Raw genomic sequence first — 17,522 nt, 5'->3', positions numbered from 1 at the left:
CAGCATTCGTAAAAAGTTAGTTGATCTCAACATGAATTGCCTCTGTTCGTAGCGGAGAGCGAAGATCGCTTAACTCCGGAGATGAAATGTTACGCGGCATGGCGTTGAAACTTGAAGGGGATACTGGCGGACAGGCTCCTGTTTCCATGTAGTTTAGCGCCGCAGAAAGCATACCTTCAGACGGATCGCCTAATGGTTTTGTTAGGTCGTCATTGACCCAGCAACCTTCCACTCTATTGTTTAAGCCTAGCTCGGTATTGATTTGGCTCTTTGGAGTAGGAATAAAACCATCAGCGAAGTCGCCAAATTTTTTCTCGTTCGCCGACTTGAACTGAATAGTGTAGTACATAGTGCCGCAGTTTTGTTCTGGTGAGAACCCATACGGTTTACCTGTGGTTGTTGAGCCTATTTGGATAACCTCAACATCAATGCCGCGCAAAGCGTTGATTAGCAGTTCACTTGAGGAAGCCGTGCCTCCTGAAGTCAGCACATATACGCGCTTTTTGTTCAGTGTCGGAAGCACTTGATCCGAATATTTCTGTGCTGCCCAGTCTATTGCTAGATTCGTAAAGCGATAGATGTTATCCCCATCTTTAATGGTACGCATCACTTTGTCATTGTGAATCAACTCACTGAAGACTCGGTTCTGACCAGCACCGCTTAGCATGTAGCCTACTTGCGAGGACTGAAGGACTAAGCCACCGCCGTTGTAACGTAAATCAACGACGATCTCGTCAACATTCTCTGCTGAGAGCGTACTGAACGCCTCAATAAGCGGGGCTTGAGCGCTTGGTTCAAAGGAGTTGTATTGCAGATAGCCGATCCGCATACCATTTTGTGTAATCACTTTGGCATTTTTAACTGGAGAGGTCATGACATCAGAGGCGGTAAGCGTCACGGTTTTCTCTAGACCGCCAACACTCTCAAATGTGAAGGTGTAATCTTGATTGATGTCAGGGTTAAAGAGCGTTTTGTTAATAAAATCAATGTCGGACTGACTACCGGTATTAACCACATCAATATTATTGATTTTCAGAAGCTTATCACCACGAGCAATGCCGCTTCTATCAGCTGGCGAGGCTTCTTCAGTGTAGGAAATACGAACGTCTCGAGGTTGTACGCCACGTAGGAATGCCCAGTTAAAACCAAATCCAGCAACTAAACCGGATTGCGATGATTTCATATCATCCTCATAAGGGACGGTAAAATGGAAGCGATCTTTTGGTTTACCCGTCGCGGTAGTAGCAGAGGTGACCAGCGTATTGAAGTAATCAGTAACAGTTTTGTAGTTTGCTGGATTATTATCAGGAACCTCGTCATACCATAGATACGTTTCGTTAGTAAAAGCTCTTAAAAAGAGTTTTTCGTGTAATGCAGAGCCCAATTTATCTGGATAGGCGGCATAGTTGTCATATGGGTCCAGTCCGACGCGGGGCGTTTCACATTGGTTGATAAACGTTTTCGACGGTTGGCTAAAATCATGAACTTTCCACGTTGGACCGTTTGCACTGCTAGTGGACGGAGTAGGTGATGAGCTATCACCGCCGCCACCGCCACAGCCTTGTAATAATGCGAGAGTGACTGCCGTTGCTAAAGAATACTTAAATTTCACTTTTCTATGTCCTTATAAATAATAGAATTATAATTATGTGTTTTGCTTTTGTTTTTATTAGCTAGGTGAATGTATTAATTTAATTTGTTCGTCTGCAAATTTATAGTTAAATAGTGTGAGGTAAATAACGTAAAAAAGTTGTCTTTTATCCTTAAGCTAAATGAGTCATTACTTAAGTTTTCTGTCTATTTCAAAAGATCTAACAAGACAATTAATAAGTGTGAAATTAAGACAAGTTCTTAGTTGACTAAGCGATGCTTGCTAAATCAGAATTAGATTCAGGAAACGCTTTGAATCAATAGTTTGGTAGGGATATATGATGTTATCAGGGGTTTGTTTGATTTATTTGTCTGATGCTTTAACTTAATTTAGTGAGTTGAGCGACGTGCTTTAATAGGCTTCCGTCAATGTTAGGTAAATCATCAGCGAAAAATATCTGAGAACCAGGAGTACAGCGCATTAATATATTTGTTAGTTCACCTTCATTGTTGGAAGTGTTAACTGCGTTAAGTTTCGCTAATTTATTACAAAGCTCGTCCTCTATTTGCACTTTCTGCTCTTCGGTGAGCCTAATGCGACCTATACATACGCCTGGGTTGATATCATGAGAAAGCGAATCTTGTTGAAATCGCTCTTTGAATAAGGTGTCTAATGCCGTACCTTCTTCCATAATAAATCGACGACCAGAACGGTAAAACAAGCCGTCTCCGAAGTTTTCGACATATCCTAGAATTTCCGCGATACGCAAATAGAATCGTAAGCTTGTATCAGAAAGTCCGTAAGTTTGGGCTATCTCTTGCGGTTTAATATCACGAGAAGTCAGCATATAAATAAAATCAAGTAAATAAGGATGCTCAACGAAAAGGGCGCTCTCTTCATCTGTTAGCATTTGCTCGTTTTGGTGCTGAAGCTCGTTGGCTAAGGTTGCGAGTTCGATGAGATCGGTATTCAGGTAGTTCAGATAAATAAGTACTTTATCCAAACCTAAAGCTGGATTATGTAGGTGGCGTTTAATACTAGATAAAGGGATGCCACTTTTCTCTGACAAGGAATTGTAGCAAAGCCCTTCTTCTTTAATCTTTTGTCGTAGCGCTGCAAGTAAAAACTTTGGTCCAACATTCATCCTTGAATATCACCTTATTCGTTATTCCGTTTACTGGCTGATATTTTGCCTTTCAAGCAGCAGGTTTCGAATCGCTGTGCCCGCTTCTAGAATGTGTTTTTTCAGCAGGTACTTGGCGCCTTCGATATCGCGATTTTGGCACATTTCAAACAAGCTTAAGTGCTCTTCTTCTGCCTTTTTAATGCCTGTAGTAAACAATAGCTGCATGCGTATGTATCGGTCACACTTTGTGTTCAGGTTGTAAATGACGTCCATAGTTTCAGGCATGTTGGCTGGCGCATATAGGGCTTTGTGGAACTCGTAGTTGTAGTTGCTCCATTCTTCTACTTCGTCACCACTGTTCACTACTGACTCGAAACGTTCACGAACTTCGCGCGCGCGTTCAAGGTCAGCGTCTGTCATATTTTGAATCGCGCGCTCTAAAATGTGGCATTCCACGACAGCGCGCAGTTCAAATAGCTCATTGATTTTCTCTGGAGATAGCTCAGTGACCGTCGCACCTTTGTGAGGTTCAAAGCTAACGAGTCCTTGTGCTTCCAATTGAACTAACGCTTCACGCACAGGAATTCGGCTAACATTAAACTCTTTTGCTAACGCATCTTGACGTAAAGGTTGACCAGTTTTTAACTCGCCCTTCAAGATCTGAGTTCGAATTGCTTCCTCAACGAGCTGAGTGCGCGTTTTAAAAACAGGTTTCTGTGACATTGAAGTCTCCCGTGAAATTAATATTGTATCCAATCCATTTTACTTTAGTAGTTTATTGTTTTTCTGGCACAAACCAACTAGGAAAGAAGGTTTTGAGAAGTAGAGTGAAATAAAAGGCATCAGTTGATGCCTTTTTGAGCCATTTGTTGATCTTATTGGGACACACTGCCATCTATGGCGCGTTGGATACCCAGTGGGTTCGACGCTTTTAATGAATCCGGCAATAAAGATTCTGGCAAAGCTTGATAAGAGACCGGACGCAACCAACGATGAATAGCCTCCGCACCGACAGATGTTGAGGCAGAATTGGTTGAAGCCGGATATGGTCCACCATGAACCATAGCGTAACCAACCTCGACGCCAGTTGGCCAACCGTTGAATACAAGGCGTCCGGCGATTTCTTCCAAACTTGGAAGCAGTTGCTTGGCTTGTTCTTCGTCTTCAGCGGTAGCGTGAAGGGTTGCGGTGAGCGAGCCAGTCAGTGAATCACTCAGTTTCAACATGTCATCGAAATCTTCACAGATTACGATTAACGATTGAGGACCAAATATTTCTTCCTCCCATTGTGGGTTTTTACGCCAGTTTTTACTGTCCGTCACGAACAGTGCTGGTGAGACATTGGTCGCTTCTGCTTGTTCAGAACGAGTGACGTTAATGCCTGTTTCGGAAGTTCGCTTATCCACTTCGGATTCATATGTTTCTCGGATTCCTTGCGTTAGCAAAGTGGCCGTTGATTGTTGTCGAATTAACCCTTGAGCGGTTTCGATAAAGGCTTGCGTTTCTGGGCAATTCAAGACAAATACAACGCCTGGTTTTGTACAAAATTGTCCACAGCCCAAAGTCATAGAAGCCACAAATTCTTCAGCCAATGATGCGTTTGCCCGTATGGCTGAAGGGAGAATAAATGTTGGATTAATCGCCCCTAGTTCGCCATAGAAGGGGATTGGCTCTGGTCTTTGCTGGGCTAGATTGAACAGCGCACGGCCACCACCGACTGAACCTGTAAACCCAACCCCTTTAATTTTTGGATGGGTAACGAGTGCTTGGCCAAGTGCACGTTTGTTACCTTGCAATAGCGTGAAGATGGCTTGCGGTAAGCACTCTTTCTCAAGTGCAGCCTCAATACACTCAGCAACAAGTTGACTGGTGCCAGGGTGGGCGGTATGGCCTTTTACAATCACAGGGCAGCCAGCAGCCAGTGCCGAAGCCGTATCACCTCCTGCAGTAGAAAATGCGAGCGGAAAATTAGACGCACCAAACACGGCGACAGGGCCAATTGCTATTTGCTGACGACGAATATCTGGTTTTGGCAGTGGTTGGCGGTCTGGGTTTGGCGTATCGAAGATTGCTTGATAGTGATTACCCGAGCTCACAACCTCGGCAAATAGTCGTAATTGGTTGGCGGTACGTCCTATTTCACCGCTTAAACGTGCTTCGGGAAGGGCAGTTTCTAAATGAGCACGAGCAACGATTTCTTCACTCTTCACTTCCAATTCAGAGGCGATAGAGCAAAGTAAGCTCGATCGCTTTGCATTACTTAGTTGGCGAAACTCACGCGCAACGTTTTGGGCGGCTGAGGCGGCTTGATTAACTTCTTGCTCTCCATGTACCGGAAACGCAATAGGTAGAGGCTCACCAGTAAAGGCGTTGACTGCGTAAAAAGTGGTTGGTTCTTGTGGGGTCATCATTCTTCCTTACTATCCTTATTACTTCACTTCAAATCCGTACGCATATGGGTCTTCATCGTCTACCCATATTGTGTTGTGACCGTATACTTGTGCCCATCCTTCAATACTTGGCAAAATAGCGGCTTTGCCATTCACTTCGGTAATGCCTTCTATACGTCCTTGAAATAGGCTGCCGATGATACTTTCGTGAATAAAGTCTTCTCCTTGATTGAGTTTGCCTCTTGCATGCCATTGCGCCATGCGTGCACTAGTACCCGTACCACATGGCGAGCGATCCAACGCTTTGTCGCCGTAAAACACAGCATTTCGAGCGGTGGCGTTTTCTTGAGTGGGCTCTCCGGTCCATAGCACGTGAGAAACACCGCATACTGTTGGATCTTCTGGATGTACGCACTCAACCGCTCGAGATACCGCTTCGCGAACTTTTGGTGAAAGCATCAAAATTTCATCTGGAGAGTAGTGTTCAAGTCCGGCATAGTTTTCTTGAGGATCGACGATTACGTAATAGTTTCCGCCATAAGCAACATCGACAGTGAGCTCACCTAAGCCCTCTATGTCCACGGTTACGTCTTGGTGGGCAAGGTAAGCTGGTACGTTAAATATCCTCACTGACGTGACCTTGTCACCTTTTGTTTGGTAGTGCACTTCGATTTGTCCTGCTGGGACATCAAGTATCAAACGGCCTTCTTTTTTGGGAGTGATAAGGCGATTCTCGATAGCGGTAGTGACGGTTCCAATGGTGCCGTGGCCACACATTGGTAAGCAGCCACTGGTTTCAATAAACAGAATTGAAGCGTCTGCGTTATCGCTGCAAGGAGGCAAGACAACTGACCCCGACATCATTGAGTGTCCGCGAGGCTCAAACATGAGTGCCTGACGAATCCAATCATAATGCTCAAGAAAGTATTGGCGCTTTTCGCTCATGGTATTGCCTTCGAGTGGAGGCACACCGCCTGCGACCAGCCTAACTGGGTTGCCGCAGGTGTGGGCATCAATACAGAAAAAAGTTCCTTGTCTCATTTTTCGCTCCTTGCTGAAAAAATGGTTGAATTAAACAATAGTGATGTTAACGTAATGTAAAATATATTGTATACAATCTACGTTTTCAAGTGTGACTCGGAGCATATTTATGTTGGTCAAGGATGAAACAAAAAAGGAAAGGATCGCCGTGATAGGTGCGGGGATTATTGGCTTATCAATTGGATTGAAGTTGCAGCAGCAAGGTTATCAAGTCACAATTTTTGATCCCAATGGCGTGGGGAATGGATGCTCTAAGGGAAATGCAGGTCATATCGCGACTGAGCAAATCTTCCCTCTTGCAACGCCAGCGCTGCTTCCACAATTACCTAAAATGCTGCTAGATCCCAAAAGTCCGGTTTCGATCCGTTGGCAAGATATTCCAAGCACTATCGGGTGGATGATTCGTTTTCTATTACAAACAAAGCCATCAGCCGCGGAGCAGGCAAAAAACGCGATTAAAACTCTTAACGAGCGGTCAGTGGCAAGTTGGCGTGGCGTGCTTGATTCAATCGGAAAAGCGCATCTAATAAAAATGAATGGTTCATTGCTCACTTTTGAAAACGAGAAACTGTTTAAAGACTACCAAAGTACGCTTAACTCACTGGCCAAAAACGGTGTGGCGTATCAAGTTTGGACGCAAGAGGCGATTCGAAAGCGGATACCTGATCTCAGCCATAAGGTTCGTGTCGGCGTCTTTTTTCCCGATACAGGACATACGCTAGACCCTTATCAGATCTGTGTTGAGCTAAGTGAAGCTTTTGAAGCTCTTGGCGGTAAGATTTTACAAAAAGGTGTATCTGCGTTGGAGAAAAATGGTGATGTGTTGGTTGAGTCTCAAACACATTCATTTGACCGAATCATTGTTGCCGCTGGTGTACATTCTAAGCCTTTGATATGGCAGCTAACCGGAGTCAAAGTGCCTATTCAAGCCGAGCGTGGTTATCACCTAATGGTGGATGACAAGCGTGATGTACTGCCATTTCCTATTAGCTCTGCCGATAGAAAATTCATCATGACTCCGATGTCTGGCGGGCTACGCTTGGCAGGCACTGTTGAGTATGCCGATGTAGAATCACCACCCAATATGAAACGTTCAGAAATGCTTTTTCAGTTAGGTGATGAGATGTTTGAATCGGAGTTAAATCCACTCAAGCAAGGAGAAAAGTGGATGGGTAATCGGCCTTCAACAGTCGACTCGTTACCGGTTATTGATAGCATTTGGGATGGAAATGTATTACTGGCATTTGGCCACCAACACCTTGGATTAACTCAAGCGGCGATTACGGCAGATCTCCTTTTAGAGCTTATCGAAGGAAAGCCGACATCGATTGATCTATCACCTTTTTCATTACAACGATTCGCCTGAAAAATTTAATATTAAATATTGTATAAAATATATTAAATGCTAATGTTAACTTAATTTTAACAAAAATGGTGTCCAACAGCCGTACTCGGATGCCTCCAGAAAAACAACCAAAAGGAGTAAAACATGTCACGAATGACCAAAGCACCATTGGCGCTGTTGATTTCAGGAATGCTGTTGGGGGCCTCTGCTTATGCTGAAGACAAATTGACGGTCGTATCTTGGGGTGGTGCATTCACCAAGAGCCAAGTGGAGGCATATCATAAGCCTTTCATTAAAAAAACAGGTGTTGAGATCGTATCCGAGGATTTCAGCGGCGGATTAGCTGAAATTAAAGCACAGGTGGAAGCGAACAACGTGCGCTGGGATTTGGTTTCTCTCGACAAGCCAGACATTGTTCGTGGTTGCGCCGAAGGGCTACTAGAACCAGTGAACCCAAGTATTTTGCCTCCGGGCGCAGATGGAACACCAGCACAAGAGGATTTTATTGATGGTGCGATTCACGAGTGCGCAATCAATACCATCGTAGTGTCCACTGTATTAGCGGTGAACGAAGACGCGTTTAAAGGTAAGGCTTTGCCAAGCAAGTTGACCGATCTTTTTGACCTAAAAACTTTTCCAGGTCGACGTGCATTGCAAAAACAACCTCAGGGCAATCTTGAGTGGGCACTATTGGCTGATGGTGTAAAGCCAGAAGAGGTCTACAGCCTGCTCGAAACCGAAGCGGGGCGTGAGCGTGCTTTTGCTAAGTTGGATACGATCAAATCAGAAGTACTGTGGTGGACAACAGGTGCCCAGCCACCTCAAATGCTTGCAGACAAAGAAGTGGTGATCGCCTCGGCGTTTAACGGCCGAATCCACAATGCCCGTAAGGATGAAGGTCAACCATTTCGGATTATATGGGACCGTCAAATGGGTTACATGAATGGATGGGCGATACCTAAAGGGAGTGAGAACACAAAGCTTGCATTGGACTTCATTGCTTTTTCTTCAGGAACAAAACCATTAGCTGATCAAGCTAAGTACGTTGCCTATGGGCCTACGCGTAAGTCGTCTTCGGCGGAGGTGAACCCAGACATTTTAGCGAACCTTCCTACCGCACCTCAAAACTTCCAAACCGCCTTCCTGATTAACGATGAATGGTGGTCAGACTACGCGGATGAACTCAATGAAGAGTTCAATACCTGGCTGCTTAACTAGGCGTTAATTTGTGTATGGGGTCGAGTTTTCATCCATAAGCGAGGTTCCGTACTTTCCTCAACTGTATTTATGTTTTCGGAGAAATGATGAAAGTCATCGAAGCACAGCAAGTTGCGCAATGTTTAACAATGAAGTCTCTTATTGAAACGATGCGTGAAATGTACTCGCGGCCAGCAACAATACCTCAACGCCGAGTCATGCCCTTAGAAGAGGGAGAATACGAGGCGTTTGCGCTACTTCCAGCTTGGAACCAGGAGTTAATTGCGGTGAAAGCCTTTACGTATTTCCCGCATAACCCTGAGCAAGGCAAAGATACGCTTGCATCTAAGCTGCTTGTTTTTAGACGAAACGATGGTGAGCCGCTCGCACTCGTGGACGGTAAAGTTTTAACGTTTTGGCGCACCGCCGCAGCTTCTGCGTTGGCAGCGGACTATTTGGCGCGTCCCGATGCTGATCGTCTGTTGATCTGCGGAACGGGCAATCTTGCGCCTTATTTTGCGTGGGCATACGCTGCGGTTCGCCCACTTAAGCAGGTTTATATTTGGGGGCGTAACTCAGATAAAGCCGAGGCGACGGTAGATGCCATTGTGTCATCTTCAGAGTATCAGTCGCTTCCTGATGAGCGTCGGTTTCGCGTTTCAGTCGTAGAAAAAGTGGACCACGTTATCAAACACGTTGACATCATCAGCTGTATTACTGCATCAGCAGAGCCTTTGTTTAATGGCGCAGACGTGCAGCCGGGCACCCATATTGATTTGGTCGGTAATCATGACTTGGACAAGCGTGAATGTGACTCCGAAGCAGTGCAACGAGCACAGGTGTATGTTGATAGCCGTATTAATGTATTAGCCGAAGCGGGCGATCTTCTCATTCCAATTCAAGAGGGCGTATTCACGTCAGACGATATCAAAGGGGAATTACCGCAGCTTTGCGCCCAACAAATCTCAGGACGTCAAAACGATGAGGTCATTACTTTATACAAATCAGTTGGCAGTGCTTTGGCTGATTTGGCCGCTGTAAAGGCGGTGTTGTTAGAAAATGGCATAGATAGCCATGTCTGAGCATTTTCGCTCGTTCATTTAAATTGCATACAATATACATATAAGGAAAGTAGTTCATGAAAATTGATTGGAAAGGTGTTTATCCGGCGGTCAGTACGCAATTTCGTCAAGATCAGTCAATTGACTTAGACGCAACGCAAACCGTTATAGACAACCAGATTAAAGATGGTGTGAATGGCATTATCTGCTTGGGTACTGTCGGTGAGAACTGCGCGTTGTACCCGGAGGAGAAACGCCAGGTTTTGCAAGCGGCAAAAGAAGTCGTAAATGGCCGTGTGCCTTTGATTGCTGGTACAGCAGAGTCTATTACCACAGCAGCTGTTGATTACATGCAGGATGCGTACAAAATTGGTATCGATGGTTGTATGGTGATGCCTGCCATGGTTTACCGCACGTCTGAGAGCGAAACGTTCGAATATTACCGCACGCTAGCAGAAGCAACGCCAGAAATGCCAATCATGATTTACAACAACCCGGTTGCTTATGGTGTCGATGTAAACCTCGATATCATGGCGAAACTGGCTGAGTTTGAAAGTATTGTAGCTATCAAAGAGTCGACCACTGATACTCGTCGTATCACCGAGCTTTACAATAAATTTGATGACCGCTTTACCGTGTTCAGTGGTGTTGATGACATCGCTCTTGAATCATTGATGCTAGGTGCGACCGGCTGGATTTCTGGTTTAACCAACGCATTCCCAGAAGAGTCCGTTGCGATTTATAAACTGGCAAGCCAAGGTCGTTATGCTGAAGCGTTAGAGATCTACCGTTGGTTCTTACCCCTACTGCGTTTAGACACCATTCCTACGCTGGTTCAGTGCATAAAATTGGCCGAGCAAGTCTGCGGACGTGGCTCTGAACAAGTTCGTGCGCCACGCCAACTCTTACAAGGTGAAGAGCGTCAACAAGTCATTCAAATGGTTGAACATGCGTTAGAAACCCGCTTAGACCTATCCAAATACAATCTGTAATTGTGCTGTTTAGTAGAGCGTTAACTGACGCTCTACTCATTCGTAATATTCAAAAAATGAGAAGAGGGAAGTCATGAGCACGGAAAACAAGGACTATGTCAGCTTTCAACACGTTAAGAAAACCTACGATGGCACGAATTTGGTGGTGAAAGACTTCAACTTAGATATTACTCCTGGAGAGTTCGTTACTATGTTGGGGCCGTCAGGATCGGGCAAGACCACTTGCTTGATGATGCTAGCAGGCTTTGAAACTGCGACCGGTGGAGACATTTATATCGATGGCGTTCCTGTCAATCATCTCGCGCCGCACAAGCGCGATATTGGTATGGTGTTTCAAAACTATGCGTTGTTTCCACATATGACCATTGCTGAGAATCTTGCGTTTCCTTTAAAGGTGCGAAAACTCGACAGTGACACGATTCAAAGCAAAGTTCAGAGTGTATTAGAAATGGTCGAGCTTGAGCATGTTGCGACTCGATATCCGAAGCAGTTATCAGGTGGTCAACAACAGCGTGTTGCGTTAGCGCGAGCATTAGTGTTTGAGCCTAAACTCGTGTTGATGGATGAACCACTAGGCGCGTTAGATAAGCAGCTGCGTGAGCAAATGCAGATGGAAATTAAACATTTGCATGAAAAGCTTGGCATTACCATTTTGTATGTGACGCACGATCAAGACGAAGCTCTCACTATGTCCGACCGTATTGCGGTTTTTAATCACGGCGAAGTGCAACAACTCGCGACACCAACCGAGCTTTATGAATCTCCGAGTAATACGTTTGTTGCGCAGTTTATCGGAGAAAACAACCAACTCTCAGGTTTAGTCAAAGAGTGGGACGGAAAGTATTGCCAAGTGCTCGTTGGGAAAGAGTTATTTACTGCGAAACCTGTCAGAGTCTCTGAGCAAGGGCAGAGAACAACACTTTCCATTCGACCAGAAAAGATTGTTATTCAACCAGAGAAAGCGTCTTGTGAGAACCAAGTCTCGGGCGTCCTACGAGAATTGATTTATCACGGTGATCATTATCGTCTGGTCGTCGAAGTAGAGAGCGTTGGTCACTTCATCGTTAAAGTACCTAACGATAATCGTAAACACTTGCAGTTAACGCCTGGCTCAATTTGTCGTATTGGTTGGCAAAGTGACGATTGCCATGCTCTTGATGGGACACAAACTCAAAGTAGCGAGGTAGCAGCATGAGTCGAGAGCTAACCGCATTAGATTCTGTATTGGAAATCGAACGCCAAGTTCATGAGCAAGAAACCAATTTGAAAGCGCAGTTGCAAAAGGCCGAGCGCCGAAAAAAGCTTCGCTCCATTATGCTCACAACGCCATTGGTGTGTTTTATTCTGCTTACGTTTGCTTTTCCTATCCTCGACATGCTTTATCGAAGCGTGGATAACCGAGAAATATCCCTGTCACTACCACAAACTATTCAAGCCTTAGAAAGTTGGGATTATCAAGGTCAGCCTCATCAAGAAGTCATTGAGGCATTCTCTGTTGAAGTACTTGCGCTTTATCAAAGCAAAGAGCTGCCGAAAATAGCCAACCGGATGAATATTGAAGAGTCTGGTATGCGCAGTTTACTCATGAAAACCGGCAGAAAGTTGTCTCGTTTGACGTCGCTGCCGAGCTCGGTGACACAGTTGGCTAAGCTGGATAAGCGATGGACTAATCCTAAATATTGGGCGGCGTTTAAGAATCTTAGTGGCGCATTAACATTCAGTCACTATCTTGCAGCGCTAGACTTGCAAGTGAATGAGTTTGGAGACATTGAGCCCCAACCAGAAAAACGCCAAATATACGTCGACCTTTTCTTTAAAACTTTTTGGATGTCTATTTCAATCACCTTAATTTGTTTGGTGATGGCGTACCCCGTTGCTTACCTGCTTGCCAATTTACCTGATAAGCGCGCGAACTTACTTTTAATTATTGTGCTGCTGCCATTTTGGACATCATTGTTAGTCAGAACCACGTCTTGGATTGTTCTGCTGCAAAACCAAGGGGTCATTAATGATCTCCTTATTTGGTCGGGTTTTACTTCTGAGCGAATTCAGATGATTCACAATACCTTCGGAACGGTGGTGTCTATGGTGCACATTCTGTTGCCTTTTATGATCCTGCCTCTGTATAGCGTAATGAAAGGAATTAGCCCAACTTATTTCCGTGCCGCTCGTTCTCTAGGCGCGACGCCTTTCATTGCGTTCATCAAAGTTTATATGCCGCTTACGTTACCGGGGATAGGTGCGGGGGCCTTGCTTACTTTCATTCTTTCTATTGGCTTCTACATTACGCCCGCTTTGGTTGGTGGAAGAAGCGGACAGATGATATCCAATATGATTGCCTATCATATGCAGACATCACTGAACTGGGGGATGGCTGGCGCATTGGGTGGACTGCTTTTGTTCGTTGTACTGGTTCTGTTTTATATATTCAACCGTGTGGTTGGCATGAATAACCTTAAGGTAGGAGGATAACCATGGCATTACCAAACTATGCATCAAAAGTAGAGCGAGTCGCTTACGCAGGCTACTTAGTTTTTTGTGGGTTGGTGCTGTGCTTTTTAATCGCTCCAATTCTGACCATCATCCCGCTATCGTTTAATGTAACGCCTTACTTTACTTTTACCGAGGGGATGTTAAACCTTGACTCGGCAGCGTATTCTACTCGCTGGTATCAAGAAATGTTTACTAGTGATCAGTGGCTGTTGGCGCTGAAAAACAGCACGTTTATTGCTTTTATGGCGACACTCGTTGCAACAGGGCTAGGAACTCTGGCGGCGTTGGGTTTAGCCAGTAGTAATTTGCCTTTTCGCAATACGATTATGGCGCTGTTGATCTCGCCCATGATCGTACCAGTCATTATCTCTGCTGCTGCGATGTACTTTTTCTACACACGCCTTGGCTTATCACAAACTTATTTAGGCGTCATTTTGGCACACGCTGCGTTAGGTACGCCTTTTGTCGTCATTACCGTTACTGCGACGTTAAGCGGCTTTGACCATAGCTTGGTAAAAGCGGCGGCTAGCTTAGGAGCAAGCCCTGTTTATACTTTCAGACACATTACCTTTCCGATGATTCGTCCGGGGATGATATCTGGCGGCTTGTTTGCTTTTGGCACTTCGTTCGACGAGGTTGTGGTGGCGTTATTCCTGACTGGGGCAGAACAAAAAACCGTTCCGAGGCAGATGTGGTCAGGAATTCGAGAGCAAATTAGTCCGACCATATTGGCGGTCGCTACGTTGTTGATTTTTATGTCGGTGTGTTTGCTCGTGACATTAGAAGTTTTACGTAGACGTAATGTACGCATTCGAGGCATTCAAGAATAACCAAACTTTTGCTTTGTTGGTCACTTTGCACTTTTGTTTAGGGGCACCTCAATTTTTGATCAAATGCGCCTCATTGTAGGCGCTTGTCTTTTGTGTTTATCTTCAGCGATGACTGACATATCACTCTTGTAGCTTAATGCCAGCTTGCTCGAAACGTGCCAAAGGCGACTTGTTCGATTGCTGATACCAACTAGCTGGCATGTTTGATTTAAGTTGCGCTTTTTCTTCCTTGCTAATCACAACATAGTGCAAAAACGTATTAAGTGTGGTTACCATCACGTCAAACGTCATTTCCCCATCTTTGCTGATGGTTTTCAATAATCCAACGACGGCTTCCTCAGGGACTAACAGTTCAACCACCGCGTTTTTTCGCTCTTTTATTGAGGTTGAAGCGCGCAGTTTTGCACGTGCCGTCTCCCAGCAAACTTTGTTGGTTTTACTGACAAGGTTGTGCTTGTAGCAGTAGTAACTGAATAAAAAGCGTGGCAGGTTTTGCCAGCGTTCGGCTTGGACTTCTAACCAAAGGTGTTGTAGCTCAATATCAGCGTCGGTCATAGGAGTTGTTTAGCAAAAAGAAAAGAAACCATTTTATCGCTTTTGTGAGGAGCAATAAAAGATATTTGAATGGAAAGATAAACAACTAGTTGATCAATATTACTAAAGCAAATCGATTTCTGGCAAGCTCGTGCAACGGCAACTCGAGTACCAAAAACTGACACCGTCACGTTCAGTTGTTAACAAAATGTTTCATCTTGTCTTGCGAGTAGATTATATGGAGATGCTCTTGCAGTAATAAGGGCAGTGGCGATGCAAAAGACGTAATGCATTTAAGGAAAACTCAATATAGAAGAAATTAGATGGAACTGAAGACTTTGAGTGTCGCGATTGCGACAACATTAACCAGCACTGGCGTATTTGCGTTAAGCGAGCCAGTTTCTCAAGTTACAGAGCAACATGCACATTCGGCTCATACACACGGTGTTGAATCCAATCGAGTTGAATACCAACCAACCGCAACTCTCCCTATTCAGCCCTCCAAGGCAACTCGAGTACAGTCACTTGAAAGCCTTGATGAGTCGAGCACTGCTTGTGATTTGGAAGCATTGGTTACCGAAAGCAGTAACCAATTGATCAGCGAAATTTTAAGTCAGGGCGCGACGTGCGTGAACCAGTTATTCTCTGCTGAAAGTCGGATTCAGGAGTCGGTATTTAGCTCCGATCATATGTACAACATTGCGAAGCGCACTACGACATTGGCGAAGGGGTATACAGGTGGCGGGAGCGATGAACTCGAAACGTTTTTCTTATACTTGCGCGCGGGTTATTACGCCGAGTTTTACAATGACAACATCTCATTTATTGAATGGGTTACCCCAGCGGTGAAAGAATCCGTGGATGCGTTTGTTAATAACGCAAACTTCTATGAGAACAGCGACCGTCACGGCAAAGTGCTTAGTGAAGTCATCATCACTATGGATAGTGCGGGCTTGCAGCACGCGTACTTACCGCAAGTGACCCAGTGGCTTACACGTTGGAATGATCAATACGCCCAGCACTGGTATATGCGCAATGCAGTTAACGGTGTTTTCACTATTTTGTTTGGTGGGCAGTGGAACGAGCAATTTGTGCAAATAATTGGCAACCAAACGGACCTTGCCAAAGCTTTAGGCGATTTTGCTCTGAGGGCATCATCAATCGGTGCTGAAGATGAGTTCATGGCCGCGAATGCGGGGCGAGAGCTCGGGCGTTTGACCAAGTATACGGGTAACGCGAGTTCTGTTGTGAAGAGTCAGCTGAGTCGAATCTTTGAACAGTATGAAATGTATGGTCGGGGTGACGCGGTTTGGCTTGCGGCGGCGGACACTGCCTCATATTACGCAGATTGTAGTGAGTTCGGAATTTGTAATTTCGAAACTGAGCTAAAAGGCTTAGTGCTATCGCAAACTTATACTTGTAGTCCAACAATTCGAATATTGTCCCAGAATATGACGCAAGAGCAACACGCGGCCGCATGTTCTAAAATGGGTTACGAAGAGGGTTACTTTCATCAGTCATTAGAAACTGGTGAACAGCCAGTAAAAGATGACCACAATACTCAGCTCCAAGTCAATATCTTCGATTCAAGCACCGATTATGGTAAGTACGCAGGGCCAATTTTCGATATTAGTACTGACAATGGCGGTATGTACTTGGAAGGCGATCCTTCCCAGCCGGGGAATATTCCCAACTTTATTGCTTATGAAGCCTCTTATGCGAACGCGGATCACTTTGTCTGGAACTTAGAGCACGAATACGTGCATTACTTAGATGGTCGATTTGATCTCTATGGAGGGTTTAGTCATCCAACTGAAAAAATAGTGTGGTGGAGTGAAGGCATTGCAGAGTATGTCGCTCAAGAAAATGACAACCAAGCAGCACTTGAGACGATTTTAGACGGCTCGACATATACCTTAAGTGAGATTTTCGAGACTACTTATGATGGGTTTGATGTCGATCGAATTTATCGTTGGGGGTACTTAGCTGTACGTTTTATGTTTGAAAATCATAAAGATGACGTAAACCAAATGCTGGTGGAAACACGCCAAGGGAATTGGAGCAATTACAAAGCAACGATCACCCAATGGGCGAATTTATATCAAAGTGAGTTTGAGCAGTGGCAGCAAGCCCTTGTCTCAAATGGTGCACCTAATGCAGTCATAACCGCAAACAACAAGGGGAAAGTCGGTGAAAGCATTACATTTAGCAGTGAAAACAGTACAGACCCAAACGGGAAGATCGTCAGCGTCTTATGGGACTTCGGTGATGGCTCGACAAGTACACAAACCAAGCCGACGCACCAATATGGGAGTGAAGGGGAGTATTCGGTCAGTCTAAGTGTGACAGACAGTGAAGGCTTGACGGCAACCGCCACTCATAGTGTTGTTATCTCAACGTTGGGCGGTAATGACACATTGCCACAAGACTGCGCGGTGCAAAGTAAAGTAAGCGGTGGGCGCCTAACAGCAGGAGAGCCTGTTTGCTTGGCAAATCAACAAACCATTTGGCTGAGCGTGCCAGCGGTGAATGAGAGCTCAAATCTGGCGATAACGACGGGGAACGGTATGGGCAACCTAAAGCTTGAATACAGTAACTCTGGTTGGCCGGATGGTGCTAATCTTCACGGGTGGTCAGATAATATTGGTAATGGAGAGTGTATTACGTTGTCAAATCAGAGTAACTACTGGGGCTACGTTAAAGTCTCTGGTGACTTTGAGAATGCCGCCATCGTCGTTGATTTTGATGCTCAGAAGTGTCGTCAGTAGGGCATTTTAACTGCATCATTTTAATTTAATTGATCGCCTCGCTAACATTGCGGGGCGTTTTTGTTTTTCACGCCGTTATCTCTATAAAAAAACCAGCCCGAAGGCTGGCAAACAAGGAGTTTGAGATGAAAATGAAAACGTTATAAAGCTTGCT

At 45.0% G+C, this 17,522-nt stretch carries 14 protein-coding genes; 8 read left to right on the top strand and 6 right to left on the bottom strand.

The features are described 5' to 3' along the window. Positions 1–16: 16 nt before the first annotated feature. From J4N43_RS08905 to J4N43_RS08885, 5 genes are all read right to left on the bottom strand, one after another. On the bottom strand, positions 17–1,612 hold the full coding sequence (locus J4N43_RS08905; protein ID WP_158159636.1) for a S41 family peptidase: 1,596 nt from the start codon (positions 1,610–1,612) through the stop codon (positions 17–19). A gap of 358 nt (positions 1,613–1,970) precedes the next feature. Beyond that, positions 1,971–2,735: a hypothetical protein gene (locus J4N43_RS08900; protein ID WP_033905155.1), complete on the bottom strand. Its 765-nt coding sequence runs from the start codon at positions 2,733–2,735 to the stop codon at positions 1,971–1,973. Between the two features lie 30 nt (positions 2,736–2,765). After that, on the bottom strand, positions 2,766–3,440 hold the full coding sequence (locus J4N43_RS08895) for a GntR family transcriptional regulator (protein ID WP_005377862.1): 675 nt from the start codon (positions 3,438–3,440) through the stop codon (positions 2,766–2,768). 152 nt (positions 3,441–3,592) lie between these two features. Continuing rightward, positions 3,593–5,125, bottom strand: coding sequence for an aldehyde dehydrogenase (NADP(+)) (locus tag J4N43_RS08890; RefSeq protein WP_158159811.1), 1,533 nt, complete (start codon positions 5,123–5,125; stop codon positions 3,593–3,595). Between the two features lie 21 nt (positions 5,126–5,146). Further along, positions 5,147–6,148 carry a 4-hydroxyproline epimerase gene (locus J4N43_RS08885; protein ID WP_017820891.1) on the bottom strand — a complete coding sequence of 334 codons (1,002 nt, stop codon included), beginning with the start codon at positions 6,146–6,148 and terminating at the stop codon, positions 5,147–5,149. A 109-nt stretch (positions 6,149–6,257) separates the two neighbouring features. Between J4N43_RS08885 and J4N43_RS08880 the strand changes: the two genes are divergently transcribed. From J4N43_RS08880 to J4N43_RS08850, 7 genes are all read left to right on the top strand, one after another. Next, on the top strand, positions 6,258–7,514 hold the full coding sequence (locus J4N43_RS08880; protein ID WP_033905157.1) for an NAD(P)/FAD-dependent oxidoreductase: 1,257 nt from the start codon (positions 6,258–6,260) through the stop codon (positions 7,512–7,514). Positions 7,515–7,637: 123 nt separating this feature from the next. Continuing rightward, positions 7,638–8,711, top strand: coding sequence for a polyamine ABC transporter substrate-binding protein (locus tag J4N43_RS08875; RefSeq protein ID WP_017820893.1), 1,074 nt, complete (start codon positions 7,638–7,640; stop codon positions 8,709–8,711). Positions 8,712–8,797: 86 nt separating this feature from the next. Continuing rightward, a complete protein-coding gene (gene lhpI / locus J4N43_RS08870; RefSeq protein WP_005377853.1) occupies positions 8,798–9,772 on the top strand; it encodes a bifunctional Delta(1)-pyrroline-2-carboxylate/Delta(1)-piperideine-2-carboxylate reductase in 975 nt (324 codons plus the stop codon). 56 nt (positions 9,773–9,828) lie between these two features. Continuing rightward, a complete protein-coding gene (locus J4N43_RS08865; protein WP_005377851.1) occupies positions 9,829–10,743 on the top strand; it encodes a dihydrodipicolinate synthase family protein in 915 nt (304 codons plus the stop codon). A 73-nt stretch (positions 10,744–10,816) separates the two neighbouring features. Further along, positions 10,817–11,938: an ABC transporter ATP-binding protein gene (locus J4N43_RS08860; RefSeq protein WP_054574076.1), complete on the top strand. Its 1,122-nt coding sequence runs from the start codon at positions 10,817–10,819 to the stop codon at positions 11,936–11,938. Then, positions 11,935–13,215: an ABC transporter permease gene (locus J4N43_RS08855; RefSeq protein WP_158159637.1), complete on the top strand. Its 1,281-nt coding sequence runs from the start codon at positions 11,935–11,937 to the stop codon at positions 13,213–13,215. The genes J4N43_RS08860 and J4N43_RS08855 overlap by 4 nt, the downstream gene beginning before the upstream one ends. A gap of 2 nt (positions 13,216–13,217) precedes the next feature. After that, positions 13,218–14,066 (top strand): ABC transporter permease, encoded by an 849-nt coding sequence (locus tag J4N43_RS08850; protein ID WP_054574078.1) that lies wholly within the window; start codon positions 13,218–13,220, stop codon positions 14,064–14,066. Between the two features lie 120 nt (positions 14,067–14,186). Here the strand turns inward: J4N43_RS08850 and J4N43_RS08845 are convergent, their stop codons facing one another. Then, positions 14,187–14,621 (bottom strand): hypothetical protein, encoded by a 435-nt coding sequence (locus J4N43_RS08845; RefSeq protein WP_054574079.1) that lies wholly within the window; start codon positions 14,619–14,621, stop codon positions 14,187–14,189. A 302-nt stretch (positions 14,622–14,923) separates the two neighbouring features. On the opposite strand from J4N43_RS08845, the gene J4N43_RS08840 reads away from it, so the two are divergent. Next, on the top strand, positions 14,924–17,368 hold the full coding sequence (locus J4N43_RS08840) for a collagenase (protein WP_017820899.1): 2,445 nt from the start codon (positions 14,924–14,926) through the stop codon (positions 17,366–17,368). The last annotated feature ends 154 nt before the right edge of the window (positions 17,369–17,522 follow it).

The sequence above is a fragment of the Vibrio sp. SCSIO 43009 genome (assembly GCF_023716525.1).
Taxonomy (GTDB): Bacteria; Pseudomonadota; Gammaproteobacteria; order Enterobacterales; family Vibrionaceae; genus Vibrio; species Vibrio alginolyticus.
The sequence above is the reverse complement of the archived record's forward strand: the minus strand, read 5'-3'. Positions and strand labels throughout refer to the sequence as shown.

Coding starts and splice junctions, on each gene's coding strand:
- J4N43_RS08900 (WP_033905155.1), bottom strand. CDS start 2,735: ATGAATGTTGGACCAAAGTTTTTACTTGCAGCGCTACGACAAAAGATT.
- J4N43_RS08895 (WP_005377862.1), bottom strand. CDS start 3,440: ATGTCACAGAAACCTGTTTTTAAAACGCGCACTCAGCTCGTTGAGGAA.
- J4N43_RS08890 (WP_158159811.1), bottom strand. CDS start 5,125: ATGACCCCACAAGAACCAACCACTTTTTACGCAGTCAACGCCTTTACT.
- J4N43_RS08885 (WP_017820891.1), bottom strand. CDS start 6,148: ATGAGACAAGGAACTTTTTTCTGTATTGATGCCCACACCTGCGGCAAC.
- J4N43_RS08880 (WP_033905157.1), top strand. CDS start 6,258: ATGTTGGTCAAGGATGAAACAAAAAAGGAAAGGATCGCCGTGATAGGT.
- J4N43_RS08875 (WP_017820893.1), top strand. CDS start 7,638: ATGTCACGAATGACCAAAGCACCATTGGCGCTGTTGATTTCAGGAATG.
- lhpI (WP_005377853.1), top strand. CDS start 8,798: ATGAAAGTCATCGAAGCACAGCAAGTTGCGCAATGTTTAACAATGAAG.
- J4N43_RS08865 (WP_005377851.1), top strand. CDS start 9,829: ATGAAAATTGATTGGAAAGGTGTTTATCCGGCGGTCAGTACGCAATTT.
- J4N43_RS08860 (WP_054574076.1), top strand. CDS start 10,817: ATGAGCACGGAAAACAAGGACTATGTCAGCTTTCAACACGTTAAGAAA.
- J4N43_RS08855 (WP_158159637.1), top strand. CDS start 11,935: ATGAGTCGAGAGCTAACCGCATTAGATTCTGTATTGGAAATCGAACGC.
- J4N43_RS08850 (WP_054574078.1), top strand. CDS start 13,218: ATGGCATTACCAAACTATGCATCAAAAGTAGAGCGAGTCGCTTACGCA.
- J4N43_RS08845 (WP_054574079.1), bottom strand. CDS start 14,621: ATGACCGACGCTGATATTGAGCTACAACACCTTTGGTTAGAAGTCCAA.
- J4N43_RS08840 (WP_017820899.1), top strand. CDS start 14,924: ATGGAACTGAAGACTTTGAGTGTCGCGATTGCGACAACATTAACCAGC.